Here is a 17,992-nt window from a genome sequence, read left to right on the forward strand (position 1 = left end):
CCCACTCATCGCTCATCATTAAAATCAATATCCTCGGGCGGTGTTGTCGGCGCGGGGGTCGGATGCGCCTTCGTAGCTGCCATCGGGCCGAATCAGGACGCAGTCCATGCGTCCGAGGGTGTTGGTCATTAGTTCGAGCACGTAGCCCCGGTTTTGTAGCGACTGAACGGTGGCGTCTGAAAAAGCGCCATTCTCGAAGGTCGTTTTGTCGGGGAGCCACTGGTGGTGAAATTTCAGGGCGTTAACGGCCTGCTGCATCGTCATACCGTGCTCGATCACGTTCAGGATGGTCTGATATACCGATGTGATGATGGTAGACCCGCCGGGCGTACCGACAACCATAAACAGTTTACCGTCTTTTTCCAGAATAGTGGGGGTCATGCTCGACAGCATCCGCTTGTTGGGCGCAATGGCGTTGGCCTGATTGCCGATCAGCCCGAACATATTGGGAACGCCCGGCTTTACGCTGAAGTCGTCCATCTCGTTGTTCAGGAAGAAGCCGGCTCCTCCCACGACCACACGGCTGCCATACCCCCCGTTCAGGGTCGTCGTGATACTGACCGCACTACCGTCTTTGTCAACGACCGAGAAGTGGGTGGTTTCGAGGCTCTCGTAGCCCGGAATCGTGCCGCCCCGTACGGCTTTGCTGTCGGTTGCTTTGGCAAACGAGAAGTCGGTCCAGCGGCTGCGCAGGTAGTCAGGGCTCATCAGCTGCTGGGTTGGCACTTTTATGAAATCAGGATCACCCAGGAATTTGGCCCGGTCGGCATACACGCGCCGTTCGGCTTCGATCATCACCTGCACCGTGCTGTCGCGGTTCCAGCCCCACCGACGCAGCGGAAACGGCTCCGTAAACCGCATCAGCTGCACCAGCGCTACCCCACCACTCGACGTAGGCGGCATGGTGATAACGGTATACTGTTTATAGGCTGCCTTGATGGGCTCGCGCCAGACCGAGTGGTAGTTGCGCAGGTCGGCTTCGGTAATCAGGCCACCCCCGCGCTGCATCTCTTCGGCAACCAGCCGGGCCGTTTCGCCTTCGTAGAAACCCGCCCGCCCCTGCGCCTGTATGCGTTGCAGGGTTTGGGCCAGATCGGCCTGCACCAGCCGGTCCCCTTTGTGCCAGGTGAGGGTATCGGTCGGAACGGTGCTTTTCAGGAAATAGGTCTTACCGGGATTGATCCGGTTCAGGTCGTTTTTGATCCGATTGAGTCCCAGCGCATCGCGTTCGGTAAGTGCGAAACCCCGGGCCGCCAGATCGATAGCCGGCTGGAGCACCTGCGTCCACGACAGTTTGCCGAAGCGTTTGTGGGCTTCGACCATACCATCTACCGAACCCGGTACCCCGCTGGCCAGATGACCACTGATGCTCAACCCCGCCCGTACGTTACCGAGCGAGTCGAGGTACATGTTCTGCGTGGCCTGGCCCGGCGCTTTTTCGCGGTAGTCGAGCGTGTAGGCCTTGCCGTCGCGGTCGCGGTAAACCATGAAGCCGCCCCCGCCAATGTTGCCCGCACCCGGATATACCACCGCCAGCGCAAACTGCACCGCCACGGCTGCGTCGACGGCGTTGCCCCCCGCCTGCAAAATAGCCAGCCCGACCGCCGACGCTTCGGGATGCGCCGACGCCACCATGCCGTTACGCCCAATTACTCCCTGCCGATCCGAATAGAACGGCCTGACGGTCGGGTCTTCGTCGCGGTACTGGTAAACGCCCTGGCTTTCCTGAATACGGGTTGTCGATGCAGTCGTACCGGGCGACTGGGTTTTACAGGCCGCCAGCGATACAGCCAGCAGTAGAGCATGGGGTAGGATACGTTTTATCATGGAGCCAACAGGTTGTATGAGCATATTGGGACAATAACAAAAGAAACCACAGAATCCGTAGAAACCAAACCATGCCCTATTTCACAGCAAACGGCGTTCGCCTGTATTACGAAGACAGTCAGGAAGGACAAACGGCCTCCCCGGCGGAGACCCTGGTTTTTTCGCATGGTCTGCTCTGGAGCGGCCATATGTTTCACAAACAGGTAGCCGCCCTGCGCAGCCAGTACCGGATCATCACCTACGATCATCGGGGGCAGGGCCGCAGTGAGATAACCGCCGATGGCTACGACATGGATACGCTTTATCAGGACGCGGTAGCCCTGATCGAGGGGTTGTCGCTGGGCCGCGTTCATTTTGCGGGGCTGTCGATGGGGGGCTTTATCGGGATGCGGCTGGCGGCTCGCCGGCCCGACCTCATCCGGTCGCTGCTGCTGCTCGAAACATCGGCCGAGGGAGAACCCCTCGAAAACGTGGGCAAATACCGAACGCTCTGTACCGTAGTAAACTGGCTTGGCACCTGGGCCGTAGCAGGTCCGGTCATGAAGATCATGTTCGGCCAGACGTTCCTGAACGACCCCGCCCGCGCCGACGAACGACTGTACTGGACGAAGCAGCTGCGGCAAAACAAACGAAGCATCACCCGGGCCGTCAACGGGGTTATTGACCGCAACCCCATTCTGCCCGAACTGGGCCAGGTAACTGCCCCGACGCTGGTGGTTGTGGGCGACGAAGATGTAGCCACCAGGCCGCCCAAAGCGCAGCGTATCCACGAAGCCATTGCCGGATCGCAGCTGGTCATCGTTCCGCGCGCGGGCCACAGTTCGAGCGTCGAAGAGCCGGAAGCGGTTACCCACGCCATCCGCTCGTTCCTGGAATCGGTCGGTCCGGACGGCTCCCGATGAACCACTTATCCGCCCAGGCTGCGCATCCGTCCGAAAACCGTTGGTAGTCGGCTAAAGACGCCGTATATTCATACACTCGTTTTTTCCATCCGGCCCGCTCCGGCGGTTTGTCCTCTATACAACGTGCAGTTTATTCGCCAGACGTTCGAAAGTTTCCGGTTTGCGTGGCAGGCGCTACGCTCGAATCTGCTTCGTACCACGCTCTCTCTGCTGGGCGTTACGATTGGCATCTTTGCCATCATTGCCGTTTTTACGCTGGTCGACTCGCTGGAGCGTAACATCAAAGACAGTCTGTCGTTCATCGGCGACAAAGTCGTTTACGTAGAAAAATGGCCGTGGTCGTTCGGGGGCGAGTATCAGTGGTGGAAGTATTTCCAGCGGCCCGAGCCGAGCATGAACGAATACAAATTTCTGGCCGAGCGACTCGAAACCGCCCAGGCCGTTGTAGCGCTCGACTTTAAGGGACGCGTAACCATAAAGCAGGGGAACAACAGCATGTCGTCTCTAATTCAGGGCACCACCTTCGATTACAACAAGATTTCGGACGTGCCTATCGAACAGGGCCGTTATTTTACCCAGCAGGAGATAGACAACGCCCGCAACGTAGCCATTATCGGGTCCGACGTAGCCGACAATCTGTTTCCGGGTCAGGAGCCGGTTGGCCAGTCCTTTAAACTGAACGGACTCAACTACGTGGTCATCGGGGTTCAGGAGCGTAAAGGCGAAAGTATTCTCAACGTGGGGGGCAATCCGGATATCAAATGCCTGATTCCGATCGGCGCGTTTGCCAAGATGTTCCACTCCATCAACCCGAGTATCAGCATAGCCATTAAAGGGTACGACGACGACCAGGGACTGCTCGAACTGGAGAGCGAAATTCGGGGACTGATGCGTACCCGCCGGGGTGTGCGGCCTACGCAGGATGATAACTTCGCCATCAACCGGCCCGAAGCGCTGGCCCAGGCGATCGGCGGTATTTTCGGCGTACTGACCGTAGCGGGCTGGGTCATTGGCGGGTTCTCGATCCTGATTGGCGGGTTCGGCATTGCCAACATCATGTTCGTCAGCGTACGGGAGCGGACCAATATTATCGGCATCCAGAAATCGCTGGGCGCCAAGAACTACTTTATCCTCTTCCAGTTTCTGTTCGAAGCCGTGCTGCTGAGCCTGGTGGGCGGACTGGCGGGGATTTTCTTCGTGTATCTGCTTTCCTTCATGAATCTGGGCAGCCTGGACCTTCAGCTAACGGCTAGCAACATCATTCTCGGCCTGGGCGTATCGAGCGTGATCGGGATTCTGTCCGGTATCATTCCGGCCTTTTCGGCCGCCCGTATGGACCCCGTTATCGCCATCCGGGCCAAGTAAGCCCGGTTACCTGTTCGTCACGACCACGGTCAGCTCCTGTCGGCGGCCGGCGTCCTGGCAAAGCCAGGCATGCAGAGCCGGGACCTAGTGCTTTATTAATCAAAACCTTACCAATGTGGTTTAGGTCTATATGGGCTACCGATTTGGAAGCACCTGACTTTGGCTTTTATCTTCACGCCGGAATTACACAGCCGCATTCGGTTCAATTGGCTCTTTGATAGATCCGTTGGATATAAGCCGTCTGGACTTACCTACCGTATACACCGTAACGTAATGACTAAGCGCCTTCGATATCCTCGTTCTAACTAGTAGCTTTTACATGATTCTCATCGTTGATGACAGGCCAGAAAATATTCTCCCCCTCAAGAAGATTCTCGAACTGCATCGTTTTTCGGTCGATACAGCCGGTTCGGGGGAAGAAGCCCTGAAAAAAGTGCTTAAAAACGCCTACTCTGTCATCATCCTCGACGTTCAGATGCCAGGGATGGACGGCTTCGAGGTGGCCAATGCCATTGCCGGTTTTAGCAAAGCCCGCGACACCTCCATCATTTTTCTGTCGGCGGTCAACACCGAGAAGCGGTTTATCACCAAAGGCTATACCGCCGGGGGCGTCGACTACCTGACCAAACCCGTCGACCCGGATATTCTGGTGCTGAAAGTAAAGACCCTCCGCAAGCTGTACGAACAGCAGCAGGAGTTACGCACCATTCAGGATTCGCTCCGCAAAGAAGTCGACGTTCGCAAGCGCGCCCAGGAAGAGCTGGCAGCCCGGGTTCAGGAACTACAGACCGTGCTGGCCACTCTGCCGCAGATGGCGTTTACCATCACCCCCGACGGCCAACTCGAATACGTAAACGAACACTGGTTCCGGTACGCAGCCAGCCCAACCACCTTCCCCGACATCCACGCCGACGATGACATCTGCCCCGGCTGGGAATCGTGCCGCGATGCGGTTACCGAGTTTACCCGCGAGGTACGGCTCAAAAACGTCAGTACCGGCGACTACCGCTACCACCTGCTGCGCATTCTGCCGATCCGGCAACAGGACGTGCTGACCCGCTGGATCGGGACGTTCACCGACATTCACCCCCAGAAGCAGGCTGCCGAACTGCTCGAACAACAGGTCGAAATCCGGACAAACGAGCTGCTGCTCAAGAACGCCGAGCTGGAACGCACCAACCACGAACTGCAGCAGTTTACGTGGGTGGTGTCGCATGACCTGAAAGAGCCGCTCCGGAAAATTCAGCTCCTCAACGATACGATCAAGGAGAAATACCTCAAGGACAACGACGAAGCGGTTTCCTACCTCGACCGCTCCATTCGGTCGTCGGCGCGGATGTCGGCGCTGATCAACGACCTGCTGGCGTACTCGCAGCTGTCGGCCCCCGAACCGTTTCAGCCTACCGACCTCAACGACCTGCTCGACGACCTGCTGCTCGACTTCGACGATGTGATCAGCCGCCGGTCGGCGCTCGTTACGGTGGCGCCCCTGCCCGTTCTTGAGGTCATACCGACCCGCATCCGGCAGGTTTTCCAGAACCTGATCAGCAACGCGCTCAAGTTTTCGCAGCCCGATCAGCCGCCCGTCATCAGCATCTTCGGCGAGCGCATCGACCGGAAAGCCATCGATGCCGACCCGGCCGACGAGGGTCCGTTCTGCCGGATTGTCGTCCAGGATAACGGCATCGGCTTCGACGAGAAATTCCTCGACCGGATCTTTGTTATTTTTCAGCGACTCCACAGCCGCACCAGCTACGAAGGCACGGGCATCGGGCTGGCCATTGCCAAAAAGAACATCGACAAACACAACGGCCTGATCTCGGCCCGGAGCCGCCCCAACGAAGGCACGCGGTTTATCCTGGTCCTGCCGGTTAACCAACCCCACCGGCTCTCTGATTCCAGTTCACTGTAAGTCCCTTTTTATTTGCACACATGCCACCAACCTCAACGTCGAACTCGGTAATCCGGCAGCTACAGCTCGTTTTTTCCTTATCAACGCTGCTGCTGCTGATTAGCCTGACCGCTTCGTTCTACAGCATCCAGAAACTGATCAGCAACTCGCAGCTGGTCAACCGCACCAACCAGGTCCTGATTGAATCGGAGAATATTATCTCGTTCATGAAAGACGCCGAAACGGGGCAGCGTGGCTATCTGCTGACGCTCGACCCCCTGTTCCTGCAACCCTACGAGGGCAGCCGGCAGAAAGTACTGGCCAGCCACGAACGACTCCGCGACCTCACCAGCGACAATCCCGCGCAACAGAAAAACCTGACGCAGGCGAAAGGGCTGTACGAGGCCAAGTTTGCGCAGATGCAGCGGATTATCAACATGGTCGTTCGCAACAGAGAGTTCAGCCGGGATACCGTAGCCCGCCATCGGGAGATGGTACGCGGCAAGCAGGTGATGGATGAACTACGGGTCGTTGTGGAGCGGATGAAAGCCGAAGAAAACGCCCTGCTGCGCAACCGCACCCAGCAACAGCAGGTCTACATTACCTATACGCCCTTCCTGCTGGTTATATCGGCCATTATCTCCATGCTGATTACCGCCTTCACCTACGTCCGTATCAAAAAAGATATGGACGACCGGATTACCCGGCAGCAGGAGGCCGAAGAGAAATACATTGAAACGGCCGGGCGAATTGCCGTCATGGAAGACATTACCGAGAGCATTGCGGCTGGTAACTACGCCGTCAGAAGTCAGGATACCAAAGACGATGAGCTGGGCCGTATTGCGCGGGCGCTGAACCAGATGGCCGGCGCCCTCGAACAGACCTTTACCGACCTCAACGCCAGAAACTGGCTGCAGAGCGGAGCCGTCCGCATCAGCGACGCCATTCGGGGTGAACGCGACATCAACCGGCTGGCTACCCGCCTGATCGATACCATGGCCGACTACCTCCGGGCTCCGCTGGGTACGATCTACCTCCTCGATAACAACCTCACCTTCTCGCTGGCCGGCAGTTTTGCCGCCAAAAACGTGCCTGTCACCGTCAAATCCGGCGAAGGGCTGATTGGCCATGTTATCGAGCGCAAGAAAACGATGGTTATCGACAACGTACCCGCCGACTACAGCCGGATCAGCTCGTCGCTGGGCGAAGCGGTACCCAACACGCTGGTGCTGACTCCGCTCGTATACGGCGATACCTGCCTGGGCGTGCTGGAACTGGGCCTGCTGGACAAACCCGACCCGCTGACACTCGAATTTGTAGAAGCCAACCGCGAAGCAATGGCCATGGGCGTCAATGCCGCACTGGATTACGTCAAACTCCAGAATTTCCTCGAAGAAACCCAGGCCCAGGCCGAGGAACTACAGGCGCAGCATAGCGAGATGGAGAACCTGAACGCCGAGCTGGAAATGCAGGCCCAGAAGCTGCAGGCGTCGGAAGAGGAGCTGCGGGTCCAGCAGGAAGAGCTCCAGCAGACCAATACCGAACTCGAAGAGCGGGGCCTGCTGCTGGAAGAAAAGAACAACGACATCCAGAAAAAAGCCGACGAGCTGGAGCTGGCTACGCGCTACAAATCCGAATTCCTGGCCAATATGTCGCACGAGTTGCGGACGCCCCTCAACTCGATTCTGCTGCTGAGCCGCCTGCTGGCCGAAAATACCGAAGCCAACCTGAACGACGATCAGGTCGAGTACGCACGGGTCATCCAGTCGTCGGGCAACGGGCTGCTGGGGCTGATCGACGAAATCCTCGACCTGTCGAAGATCGAAGCCGGGCAGATGAAACTCGAATACCAGGAGGTAGCCCTGACCGACATCACCGACGAGCTGCAGGCCCTGTTCGGTATGCTGGCCCGCGAAAAAGGGCTCGACTTCACCATTACGACGGCGCCCGACGTACCCGCCCTGATAGAAACCGACCGGACCCGACTCGGGCAGATCCTGAAAAACCTGCTGTCCAACGCCCTCAAGTTTACGGCTACGGGCAGCGTGTCGCTGTCTATCGAGCGGGAAACGTCGCGGTCCAACGCGCTCTGTTTCGTGGTAACCGATACGGGCATTGGCATACCTGCCGAGAAGCAGCCGCTGATCTTCGAAGCCTTCCAGCAGGCCGACGGGTCGACCAAGCGCAAGTACGGCGGCACCGGACTGGGTCTGTCGATCAGCCGCGAGCTGGCCAAGCTGCTGGGTGGCGAGATCACCCTCCGGAGCCAGGTCGACGAGGGCAGTACCTTTACCATCCACCTGCCCATTTCGCCGAACCAGCCGGTCGGTTTGGCCAGCCCATCACCGGCCCAGCCCGAGCCAATGCCCAGCCCGGTAGCGACCCCGGCCCGACGCCCGGCCGCGGAGCCTGGCCGGTACATCAGCACCGTTATTCCGGAAGCCATCCCCGACGATCGGCACACCATTACGGAGCAGGACAAAACCCTGCTGATCGTTGAAGATGATACCAGCTTCGCCAAATCGCTGCTCGACTACACCCGCAAGAAAGGCTACAAGGGGATTGTGTCGGTGCGGGGCGACGAGGGCCTCCAGCTGGCCATCACGTACAAACCAGTGGGTATTCTGCTCGATATTCAACTGCCCGTTATGAGCGGCTGGGAGGTGATGGACGCGCTGAAAGCCAACCCGCAGACCCGCCCCATTCCGGTACATATCATGTCGTCGCACAAGCTCAAAAACGAGAGCCTGATGAAAGGGGCCATCGATTTTGTCGATAAGCCGATGGCGTTTGAACAGATGCAGGACGTGTTCAAAAAGATCGAATACGTCCTCAACCGCGACCCAAAAAAGGTACTGATCATCGAAGATAACCCCAAACATGCCAAAGCTCTGGCCTATTTTCTGGAGACCTTCGATATCAGCTCGGAACTGAAGAGCAACGTGACGGAAGGGATCGATGCGCTGAAGCGACGGGAAGTCGACTGCGTCATTCTGGACATGGGCATTCCCGACCATAAAGCCTACGAGACGCTGGAAGAAGCCAAAAAGAACCCTGGTTTCGAGAACCTGCCCATCATCATTTTCACCGGCAAAAGCCTGTCCATGGCCGAGGAGCTCCGAATCAAGCAATATGCCGACTCGATCATTGTCAAGACGGCCCACTCGTACCAGCGCATGCTCGACGAGGTGTCGCTGTTCCTGCACCTGGTCGAAGAGAACAAAGCCGCCAGCGGCTCCAACGGCGCGGGCAAAAAGCTCGGGGGCCTAAGTCAGGTGCTGACCAACAAAACGGTGCTGGTCGCCGACGATGATGTTCGGAATATATTTTCGCTGTCGAAAGCCCTGGAGCAGTACAACATGACCGTCATTGCCGCGCTGGATGGCAAAGAAGCCCTGCAGAAGCTGGCCGAAAACCCCGACGTCGACGTGGTGCTGCTCGACATGATGATGCCCCAGATGGATGGTTACGAAACCGCCCGCCAGATTCGGGAGCAGTATCAGTGGCGTAACCTGCCCGTCATTGCCGTAACGGCTAAAGCCATGACCGGCGACCGGGAAAAATGCATTCAGGCGGGCGCATCGGACTACATCACCAAACCCGTTGACATCGACCAGCTCGTCTCCCTGCTGCGCGTCTGGCTTTACGACCGGGCCTAGATGGGTCGATTTGCTGACGCGGAGGAGACGCGAGGGCCGGGGCGCCGGAGCGGTCGCGTCTCTACACACCCTGGTGCGTGCGGTCGGCGCCCCGATCCTGTCACCGTGGTGCGTGTCCTCACGGACCACTTATCCGGATGGTGTTGCTGACGCAAATGTGGTCCGTGAGGACACGCACCACGGTGACGAAGAGATGTACCGCCTGGCAGTAAACCCCCGCTACACACATAAACTCAACTAGCTTTTCCCTCAAACATCCTGTTACATGCCGAAAAAACGAATCCTGATTATTGACGATGACGCCCGAAATATATTCGCCCTGACCGCTACGCTGAAGGCCAGATCGTTCGAGTGTGTGTCGTGCCTGAACGCCCACGACGCCCTGGATATCCTGAAAACCGACACCCCGATCGATGCCATCCTGATCGATATGATGATGCCCGACATGGACGGTTACGAAGCCATTCCACGCATCAAAAACCTCGACAGCCGACGCCACACCCCTATTTTTTCGGTGACGGCGCAGGCTATGGTCGGCGATCGGGAAAAATGCCTGCGCGCGGGCGCTACCGACTACATTGCCAAGCCCATTGATGTAGACCGGTTACTACAACTGCTGTCGACTATCTGATGAATGACTATGATTGAGGAGGAAGAAATCGATTTGTTGTTGAAAGACCTGTATGAAGTATACGGTTATGATTTTACGCAATACGCCCGGGCGTCGCTGAAACGACGCATCAACCGCCTGTGGACGCTGGACAAGTTTCCGAGCTTTGCCGAACTGCGCTACCGGGTCCGCTCCGACCCCGATTACCTGAAACGGTTCGTGGAGGAACTGACCGTAAACGTAACCGAGATGTTCCGCGACCCCACCTATTACCGGACCCTGCGCACCGAGGTACTGCCAACCCTGACGGCCAAGCCTTTTATCCGGATCTGGCACGCGGGCTGCTCAACGGGCGAAGAGGTGTTCTCGATGGCTATTCTGTTGAAAGAGGTCCGGCTGCTGCATAAGTCGATTCTGTACGCCACCGACCTCAACCCGGAAGTACTGGAATCGGCCCGCAAAGGTATTTTCTCGATGAGCGCCATGAAGCAGTACTCCGAAAACTACATCCTGTCGGGCGGCACGACCGATTTTTCGACCTACTACACGGCGCATTACGGACGGGTGAAGTTCAACGAAGAGCTGGCCGAGAAAATGGTTTTTTCGACGCATAACCTGGTATCTGACCGGTCGTTCAATGAGTTTGACCTGATCCTGTGCCGGAATGTGCTGATCTATTTTACAAAGACATTACAGGAGCGGGTGCTTACGCTGTTTGATGAGAGTCTGGCCCCGCTCAGCTACCTGGGCCTGGGCAGCAAGGAAACCCTGAAGTTTTCCAGCATCCAGTCCCGCTACAAACAACTCGAAGGCGAAAAAATATGGCGAAAAATAGGCTAAACGCGGGTCATTCTGTCGACTGTAGTGTTGTCGTTATTGGCGGCTCTACCGGTAGCATCGATGTGCTGCTGCGGTTGCTGCCTGCTTTACAGCCCCCCCTGTCGTTTGCGCTCATCATTGTGGTGCATCGCCGGAATACGGCCGACTCCACGCTGGCCCATCTGTTCTCCCTCAAAACGTCCGTTCCGGTCAAAGAAGTAGACGACAAAGACGTTATCCGGCCCGGCACGATCTACCTGGCCCCGGCCGACTATCACCTGCTGCTCGAACGCGACGGCACCTTCTCGCTCGACGATTCCGAGAAAATCAACTACAGCCGCCCGTCCATCGACGTTACCTTCGAGTCGGCAGCCGATGTATGCGGGTCGCAGCTGGTAGGGGTGCTGCTGTCGGGGGCCAACGCCGACGGGACCGCCGGGCTGAAGGCCATCAAAAGCACGGGCGGTTTTACGGTTGTTCAGGAGCCCGACACGGCTCAGGTTGGGTTCATGCCGCAACAGGCTATATCGGGCGGAGTGGCGGATAACGTGCTCGACATTCCGGGCCTGATCCGGTTCATCAACGACCTTAACACGACTCGTAGTCGCTGAGAGTCAGTCGAAGCCGTTTTTCCACGTCTGCGCAATGGCCAGGGCCGTTTCGAGCATGGCAGGCTGCCACGTTTCTACCGCCCAGTCTGACCGGGCCAGCCCCGACCCGGCCAGCCGTTGCTGCGCCTGGGCGTAACTCACCGACGTTTCCAGAATGTCTGACAGTTCGAGTTGCTGCGCATACAGCAGCGGGTCTTCCAGTGGGCTGGGGTCGGGCACGTGGAACCGGCGCGGCAGGAACGAGTGATTGATCAGGGGGTTACGGATCTGGTTGGCAGCCTGTACGATATGGTCCATCCACAGAAAATCCTGCTGAAACTGGCTCTGCTGCCCGTCGGTTTGCAGGCCCGCGCCCAGCTGCTCCAGCACGACATACTGGAGGTTCGGGCACAGGTCGATGGCTTGTTTCAGCAGCCGGAAAACGTCGGCCGGCACCGCATCGTCGTGCGTATCGCGCCGGATGGTTCGACCCGGCTCAACCGCCGACGGCGCCCAGCTCCCGCCCGAGAGGTGAATTTCGCGCACCCGATAGAGCGGGTACAGCGACAGCAACCCGTCCGGATCAACGCCAAAATTCCGGCTCTGGCAGTAGAGGTTGTGTAAGTCGAGGATGATGAACCCGTTGACGGGCTCGATCAGCTGGTTCAGAAAAGCACCGTGCCGGTCAACCTCATCGACCGTATAGGCGAACGCCAGATTTTCGAGGCCAACCGGGCAGTGGCAGGCATCCTGCAAGCGCAGCAGCCGGTCGCGGCCGATGGCCAGTGTCGACTCGGTAAACGAAATACTCATGGGTGCCCCCTTGTGGAAGTCGGCCCCGGTCATGAACCCGAAATGTTCGGTAACATGGTCAAACCGGTAGGTCCGGCTAAGCGATTTCAGCTGATCCAGCCATTGCTGCTGCGCCCCCGTCCACCGGCCCGAAAACAGGGAATAGAAAACGCCATGGCCCAGCAGTCGGCCTGCTCCGCTGTAGGTGCGCAGCAGCTCGGCAAACCAGTCAGGCATGGACCGCGGGTTAACCAGCGCATCGAACGACCACTCGATGGCGCCTACTTTTTCGTCGGCAAAGAGCGGCAGCGCAGCCCGCAGTATATGGCTGTCGAGGTTGCAGGCTACCGATGAGCGAATGTCGGTCATAGTTGGGGCTTATCCCATGCCGCAGGCCGGGCAATTGTCGGGCAGTTTCCGTTGCTGCTCTTTCTTCGCTTCTTCTTTTTTGGGTTTCACAAGGCCGTCTTTGCAGCTGCTGCCAACGGTCGTTACGGCCACGGCCAGCGCCATAGCCTGCAGAAGTGGTTTGGAAATTTTCATACGTCCAGGAACAGGAATGGGTGAAACAACAGGCCACCTGCCCATCGGCAAGCGGTTCTGTTCTCCAGACCCGCTTGCCGGCTCCGCGGTTGGAAAAGCAACCGTTTTTTTTACGGAGACGCGCCAAAAAAAGCGCCGACAACCCGAAGTCGCCGGCGCTTTGGACGTTGTACAAAAAATCCGTTTACCGTTCAATGCGGAAGATGTGCATGGGCAGCACGTAAGGGTCCAGCTCCACGTAGTTCCATTCGCCCTTCCAGGTGTAGTAGGCGCCCGTCAGCAGATCGTGGACCTGATACGACTCGTCGCCACCGATGCCCAGCTGCCAGATCGGCACCTGAACCATGCCGGCCCGGCGCTGGTACGCATCCGTATTGACCACGATCAGCAGGCGGTTGCTGGCGGCCGTTTTCAGATACGCCATAATCGCATCGTCGCTAACGGTGCAGAAGGTCAGGTTGTTGGTCTGCTGCAGGGCGGCATTCTCGCGCCGGATGCGGTTGGTTAGCCCGATGAGGTAGGTCAGCTTGTTGGTTTTGTTCCAGTCCCAGTACCGGATTTCGTACTTCTCGGAATTCAGGAATTCTTCCTTGTTGGGGAACGGCACATGTTCCATCAGCTCGAACGACGGGCCGTAAATACCGTAGTTGCTCGACAGCGTAGCCGCCATGAAGTACCGGATCAGGAACTGCGGCTCGTGGCCTCCCTGCAGGCTGTACGGGTTGATGTCGTGCGTGGTTGGCCAGAAGTTAGGCCGGAAATAATGCCGCATCTCACCCTGGGTCAGCTCCGTCAGGTACTCCTGCATCTCGGCTTTTGTATTCCGCCAGGTGTAGTAGGTATACGAATGGGCAAACCCGCGCTTGGCCAGCTCCTGCATCACTTTGGGCTTGGTGAAAGCCTCGGACAAAAACAGCATATCCGGGTACTCTTTCTTCACTTCGGCAATGAGCCACTCCCAGAACGCAAACGGCTTGGTATGTGGATTATCGACGCGGACGATGCGCACGCCCCAAGACCCCCACACGAGCAGTATGCGTTTCAGTTCCAGCCACAGGTTCTGCCAGTCTTCGGTTTCGAAATAAACGGGGTAGATATCCTGGTATTTCTTGGGCGGATTTTCGGCGTACTGGATACTGCCGTCGGGCCGTTTTTTGAACCACTCGGGGTGCTCCTTAGCCCAGGGGTGATCGGGCGAACACTGAATGGCGAGGTCCATGGCTACCTCCATGTCGTAGTTGGCAGCAATGGCAATCAGGTGTTTAAAATCCTCGACCGTACCCAGTTCGGGGTGGATGGCGTCGTGCCCGCCCAGCTCCGATCCGATTCCGTACGGTACCCCCGGCTCGCCCGGCTGGCAAATTACCGAGTTGTTTTTGCCTTTGCGGTGCGCCATCCCGATCGGGTGAATGGGCGGCAGGTACAACACGTCGAAACCCATGCCGGCAATGCGCGGCAGCAAAGCCTCTACATCGCGGAAGGTGCCATGCTTGCCTTCTTCCCGCGCGGCCGAGCGGGGAAACAGGCAGTACCAGGTGCTGAATCCGGCCCTGGCCCGGTCTACCTCAACGCCCAGCTCGGGACTGTAGCGCGTAGGGTGCTGGCGCTCGGGATATCGTTTGGCGAAGAAAGTAAACTGGTCGCTTTCGGCTACCGACACCGCTTCGTCGTAACGGCTCTCGTCGCGGAACAGGGCGGCCATCTCGCGCAGCGCTTTCAGGTCGGCTGATTCGTCGGCGGCTTTGCCCCCTTTCCGGGCGGGTTTCGTGTCGCCACCGGCCCGCCGAATGAGCCCGTCTACGTACTGCGCGCCCGCCAGCAGTTCGCTCGTGATGCGCTGGCCGTCGGCTACTTTCAGGTGTATTTCGTGCTGCCAGGAGGCCAGGTGGTCGACCCAGCCTTCGATGGTGTAGGTATAACGGCCCTGCTTCTCAACCACAAACGACGCTCCCCAGCGGTCGTTGCCCAGCAGCGCCATGGCCGTTTCGCGGTAGCTTTCGTCGTCGGTATGTTTATAAAGCAGCCGGACCGACAGGTAATCGTGTCCGTCGGCAAACACATCGGCCTCTACCGCGATCACATCGCCCGGCACGGCTTTGATGGGGAAGCGCCCCCCGTCGAGTTCAGGGCTGACGCGTTCGATCACCACTCGCGATTGTCCGTCGATGAGCGGCAATGCGACAGTTACGGGTAGTGTCGCATCGGCAGATACAGTTGGAGCCACGGCCGACGCTTTACTGCGCGAACGGGCAGGGGCTGTTTTGGGACTATTCATTCGTGATACACGTAAGTTAGTTGACGTACAAAGTGGTTTTTCAGGCCAGAACCGTGCTGCAAAGAAACAGTGCAGCCGCCGTTTTATGCTAAAAACCCGGCGTCCGAATTTACGGACGGGAACAAAACGGCCTTACTTCGTAACGCACAACACCCGGCAATTGTCACGAACGATCGCCAACTATTCAAACTTATCGGGCTCCATCGGCACTGGCCCAGCCAACGGCCAACTGCCCTACAGCCACCCCCGAGCGAGCCCCCGCATCAACATCGAACCGGTACTGAACGCCCCCGTAGAGTTGCGAGAGGGTAGCTTCGGCCGCCTGGGCTTTCAGCACCTCGGCTTCGTTCGGAAAAAGATACACCAGCACCGTAGTAGCCGCATTGGCCAGCAGGGCATGGGTAGACGGATAGCCCGGCATGTTCGGAATCCGTACGGCCGTTTTAATGGTTGGGTCAACCTGCGACGGGCGGGGTACAAAATAGGTGAAGCTGGTTCGCCAGCCTACGGTAGCGCCATCCTGCATGGCCCGGTTCATGAGCGCATACGTCCGCGCCGAGCGCAGTTCGTTCTGCCCATACTGCCGTACGAGGTCTTCGGCAATGCGGTTCCAGTGGCCGGGGGTGGTGTAGGTACCGCTGCCATCGGACCAGAACTCGGCTATTCGCCACTGGTCGCGGGTGCGGGTGTTGGCCAGGTCGCGCACGTCGGCCAGCGCCTGCTGAAAAGCGGGGGTCGTGGTGGCGGGAGGAGCAGCGGGCAGCGCCCGGACTATGGCCGTCGAGTCGAACCAGGTTCGGGTTGTACCGGCCAGCGGGAGCATGGGCGACCGGGCCGGTATGTCCAGACTTTTCCAGGTCAGGTCGTAAGGCGCGCGGCTCCGCAGGCTTTCCCAGGTATTGTTGGGGTCACGAGCCCGATCGAACCGGTCGGTGCGGGCGTAGGTGATGGCTTTGGCGGCTACCGCAGCGGCCAGTTCTTCACCGGCTTTAAGATCGCTCGGTACGCAGGCGCCCGCCCAGACCCGGCTCTGTTTGTGTTCTGCCGCTTTGGCTTTCAGCCAGGCCGTTTCGGCCGGAAAGAAATACGCCAGCACCTGACACGAGGCTTCGGCTACGGCCGCATCTTCTGACGGATACGACGGCACGTCGAGAATCGGCACCCGCGCCAGGATTCCCTGCCGCTCCAGCGACGGGCGGTTGTAGCGAAACTTGGCCCGCCACGATACGACCAGCGCATCGTACTGGGCTACGCTGAGCAGGGCATAGAGCCGGGCGGCATAAGGCGCACTGGCCACCGGTTTCGTGGCATCGTAGGGCGCATACTGGCCCGTAGTTTCGTCATAAGCCGCATCGACATTGTACTTGGAAACCAGCAGTCGGGCAATCTGATTCCAGCGCTGCACACTCCCGGCAGCCCAGTAGTTGACAGCCGTATTCTGCTCGGGTGTGGCGCTGAGCAGTCCATTCTTAACCGCCGTCAGCTCACTCTGGTAGGCGTCGGAAGTGATGGCGGCTGGTTGCGGGACGGCAATCTCAGCCGCTGACGTCAGGAGTACCGTTCGCCAGGTACCGCCCGTCGAGTCGGTCGAGGTGGGGGTTACGAATGGCAGAATACCCTCATCGATGGTTGGCTCCTTACAGGCCGACAGTCCCGTGAGCAGCGAGAGGGTAACGAATAGACAGGCGTATGTTTTCATCGGTCGCGTTCGCCCGGTGGGCCGGGTGAGGTTATAGAAAAGCCGAAAGGCCGATTGGTCTGGTTATAATCCGATAATAAAACCTCCGCTGAGTCGCGTCGATTTTCCGACGTTGCGGCCGTCGAGGGTGGTGCTGTAGGCGCCCGTCAGCCCAAACTTCCGAATCAGCGGCATGTAGAGGCTAGCCCCGGCCCGCGTAAACCCAACGGCGTTGGTTGGATAGGGAATACCGGGCGCAATGTCGGTTCCTTTGCTGTAGGGCGACTGCTGCTGCCACCACCCGTCAACGTAGAAATACTTCGTGGAGAAGCCCGACCGAACCACGATGTCTGTCACGTCGGGCACGTTGACTTTCGAACCGCTGTTGGGGTTGAGGTTGTCAGGCTGGTAGTAATTGGCCACCCGATCGAGGGAAACCGCTCCCCGCCGGATGTAGCCGTACTGGCCGGTCAGGAAGAACGCACCGGCTTTGAAATGCAGCATGGTGCGGCCGTCGAGGTTCCGGGACCCGTGGCCGATGGTGACGGGGGCGTCGATGACGTAGTTCTGCAAGGGAAGCGAATACCCCAGCGCGAAGAGCCACGACAGCCGGGTTTTTCCGAACTTATAATCGTAGGCTTCCCAGCGGAGCGCAGCCGTAAGATCCTGAAATCCCTCCTGTTTGGGCCAGTAGCCCGCGCTGGCTTCGGTGCGGACGTAGGGGGCATTGACGATCAGGTCGAGGTCATAGCCCAGCCCATAGGTGGCGTAGAGGTTCAGCGACTGGGTGCTGACGGTACCGAGGTTCGGATCGCGGATTTCGCGCGTGCCTACGTAATACCGATCGAAGGATTCCTGCGAATAAGTCAGGGCCAGACTGGCTTTGCGCTGCCCGCGCATGAACCCATCTACCAGCCCCTGGGCACGGACAAACGGATCGACAAAAAGAGTGAGCAGAAAAATTGCAATGGGTACGATTCGACGCATGGCTACGGTTTAGTATCGTAAAGATAAACGGCCAGTCCCCCCGCCCATTGTAAA

13 protein-coding genes are annotated in these 17,992 nt (G+C 58.4%); 7 read left to right on the forward strand and 6 right to left on the reverse strand.

The features are described 5' to 3' along the window. Positions 1-24: 24 nt before the first annotated feature. The gene (gene ggt / locus B1C80_RS12985; protein WP_077921560.1) at positions 25-1,827 is read right to left on the reverse strand and encodes a gamma-glutamyltransferase; all 1,803 of its coding nucleotides are present in this window, start codon (positions 1,825-1,827) and stop codon (positions 25-27) included. A gap of 71 nt (positions 1,828-1,898) precedes the next feature. On the opposite strand from ggt, the gene B1C80_RS12990 reads away from it, so the two are divergent. The 7 genes from B1C80_RS12990 (at position 1,899) to B1C80_RS13020 (ending at position 11,684) form a co-directional block, all read left to right on the forward strand. Further along, the gene (locus B1C80_RS12990) at positions 1,899-2,729 is read left to right on the forward strand and encodes an alpha/beta fold hydrolase (RefSeq protein ID WP_077921562.1); all 831 of its coding nucleotides are present in this window, start codon (positions 1,899-1,901) and stop codon (positions 2,727-2,729) included. Positions 2,730-2,852: 123 nt separating this feature from the next. Beyond that, positions 2,853-4,094, forward strand: coding sequence for an ABC transporter permease (locus B1C80_RS12995; RefSeq protein ID WP_077921564.1), 1,242 nt, complete (start codon positions 2,853-2,855; stop codon positions 4,092-4,094). Between the two features lie 319 nt (positions 4,095-4,413). Further along, a complete protein-coding gene (locus B1C80_RS13000) occupies positions 4,414-6,006 on the forward strand; it encodes a response regulator (RefSeq protein WP_077921566.1) in 1,593 nt (530 codons plus the stop codon). A 20-nt stretch (positions 6,007-6,026) separates the two neighbouring features. After that, positions 6,027-9,644, forward strand: a complete 3,618-nt coding sequence (locus tag B1C80_RS13005) for a response regulator (protein WP_077921567.1) — start codon at positions 6,027-6,029, stop codon at positions 9,642-9,644. 265 nt (positions 9,645-9,909) lie between these two features. Then, a complete protein-coding gene (locus B1C80_RS13010) occupies positions 9,910-10,275 on the forward strand; it encodes a response regulator (RefSeq protein ID WP_077921569.1) in 366 nt (121 codons plus the stop codon). A gap of 9 nt (positions 10,276-10,284) precedes the next feature. Then, positions 10,285-11,094: a protein-glutamate O-methyltransferase CheR gene (locus tag B1C80_RS13015; RefSeq protein WP_077921571.1), complete on the forward strand. Its 810-nt coding sequence runs from the start codon at positions 10,285-10,287 to the stop codon at positions 11,092-11,094. Then, positions 11,076-11,684 carry a chemotaxis protein CheB gene (locus tag B1C80_RS13020; protein ID WP_077921572.1) on the forward strand — a complete coding sequence of 203 codons (609 nt, stop codon included), beginning with the start codon at positions 11,076-11,078 and terminating at the stop codon, positions 11,682-11,684. The genes B1C80_RS13015 and B1C80_RS13020 overlap by 19 nt, the downstream gene beginning before the upstream one ends. 3 nt (positions 11,685-11,687) lie before the next feature. Here B1C80_RS13020 and B1C80_RS13025 read toward each other — a convergent pair whose 3' ends face one another. The 5 genes from B1C80_RS13025 to B1C80_RS13040 form a co-directional block, all read right to left on the reverse strand. Next, positions 11,688-12,824, reverse strand: coding sequence for a DUF692 family multinuclear iron-containing protein (locus B1C80_RS13025; protein ID WP_077921573.1), 1,137 nt, complete (start codon positions 12,822-12,824; stop codon positions 11,688-11,690). 9 nt (positions 12,825-12,833) lie between these two features. Beyond that, complete coding sequence (locus B1C80_RS28415; protein ID WP_161492760.1) at positions 12,834-12,998, reverse strand: hypothetical protein; 165 nt, start codon at positions 12,996-12,998, stop codon at positions 12,834-12,836. Positions 12,999-13,182: 184 nt separating this feature from the next. Further along, complete coding sequence (locus B1C80_RS13030; RefSeq protein ID WP_077921575.1) at positions 13,183-15,273, reverse strand: alpha-1,4-glucan--maltose-1-phosphate maltosyltransferase; 2,091 nt, start codon at positions 15,271-15,273, stop codon at positions 13,183-13,185. Between the two features lie 190 nt (positions 15,274-15,463). Next, on the reverse strand, positions 15,464-16,972 hold the full coding sequence (locus B1C80_RS13035) for a phosphatase PAP2 family protein (protein WP_077921577.1): 1,509 nt from the start codon (positions 16,970-16,972) through the stop codon (positions 15,464-15,466). Between the two features lie 63 nt (positions 16,973-17,035). After that, positions 17,036-17,938: a hypothetical protein gene (locus B1C80_RS13040; protein ID WP_077921579.1), complete on the reverse strand. Its 903-nt coding sequence runs from the start codon at positions 17,936-17,938 to the stop codon at positions 17,036-17,038. Positions 17,939-17,992 lie beyond the last annotated feature (54 nt).

This window comes from Spirosoma sp. 209 (assembly GCF_002006735.1).
GTDB classification, from domain to species: Bacteria; Bacteroidota; Bacteroidia; order Cytophagales; family Spirosomataceae; genus Spirosoma; species Spirosoma sordidisoli.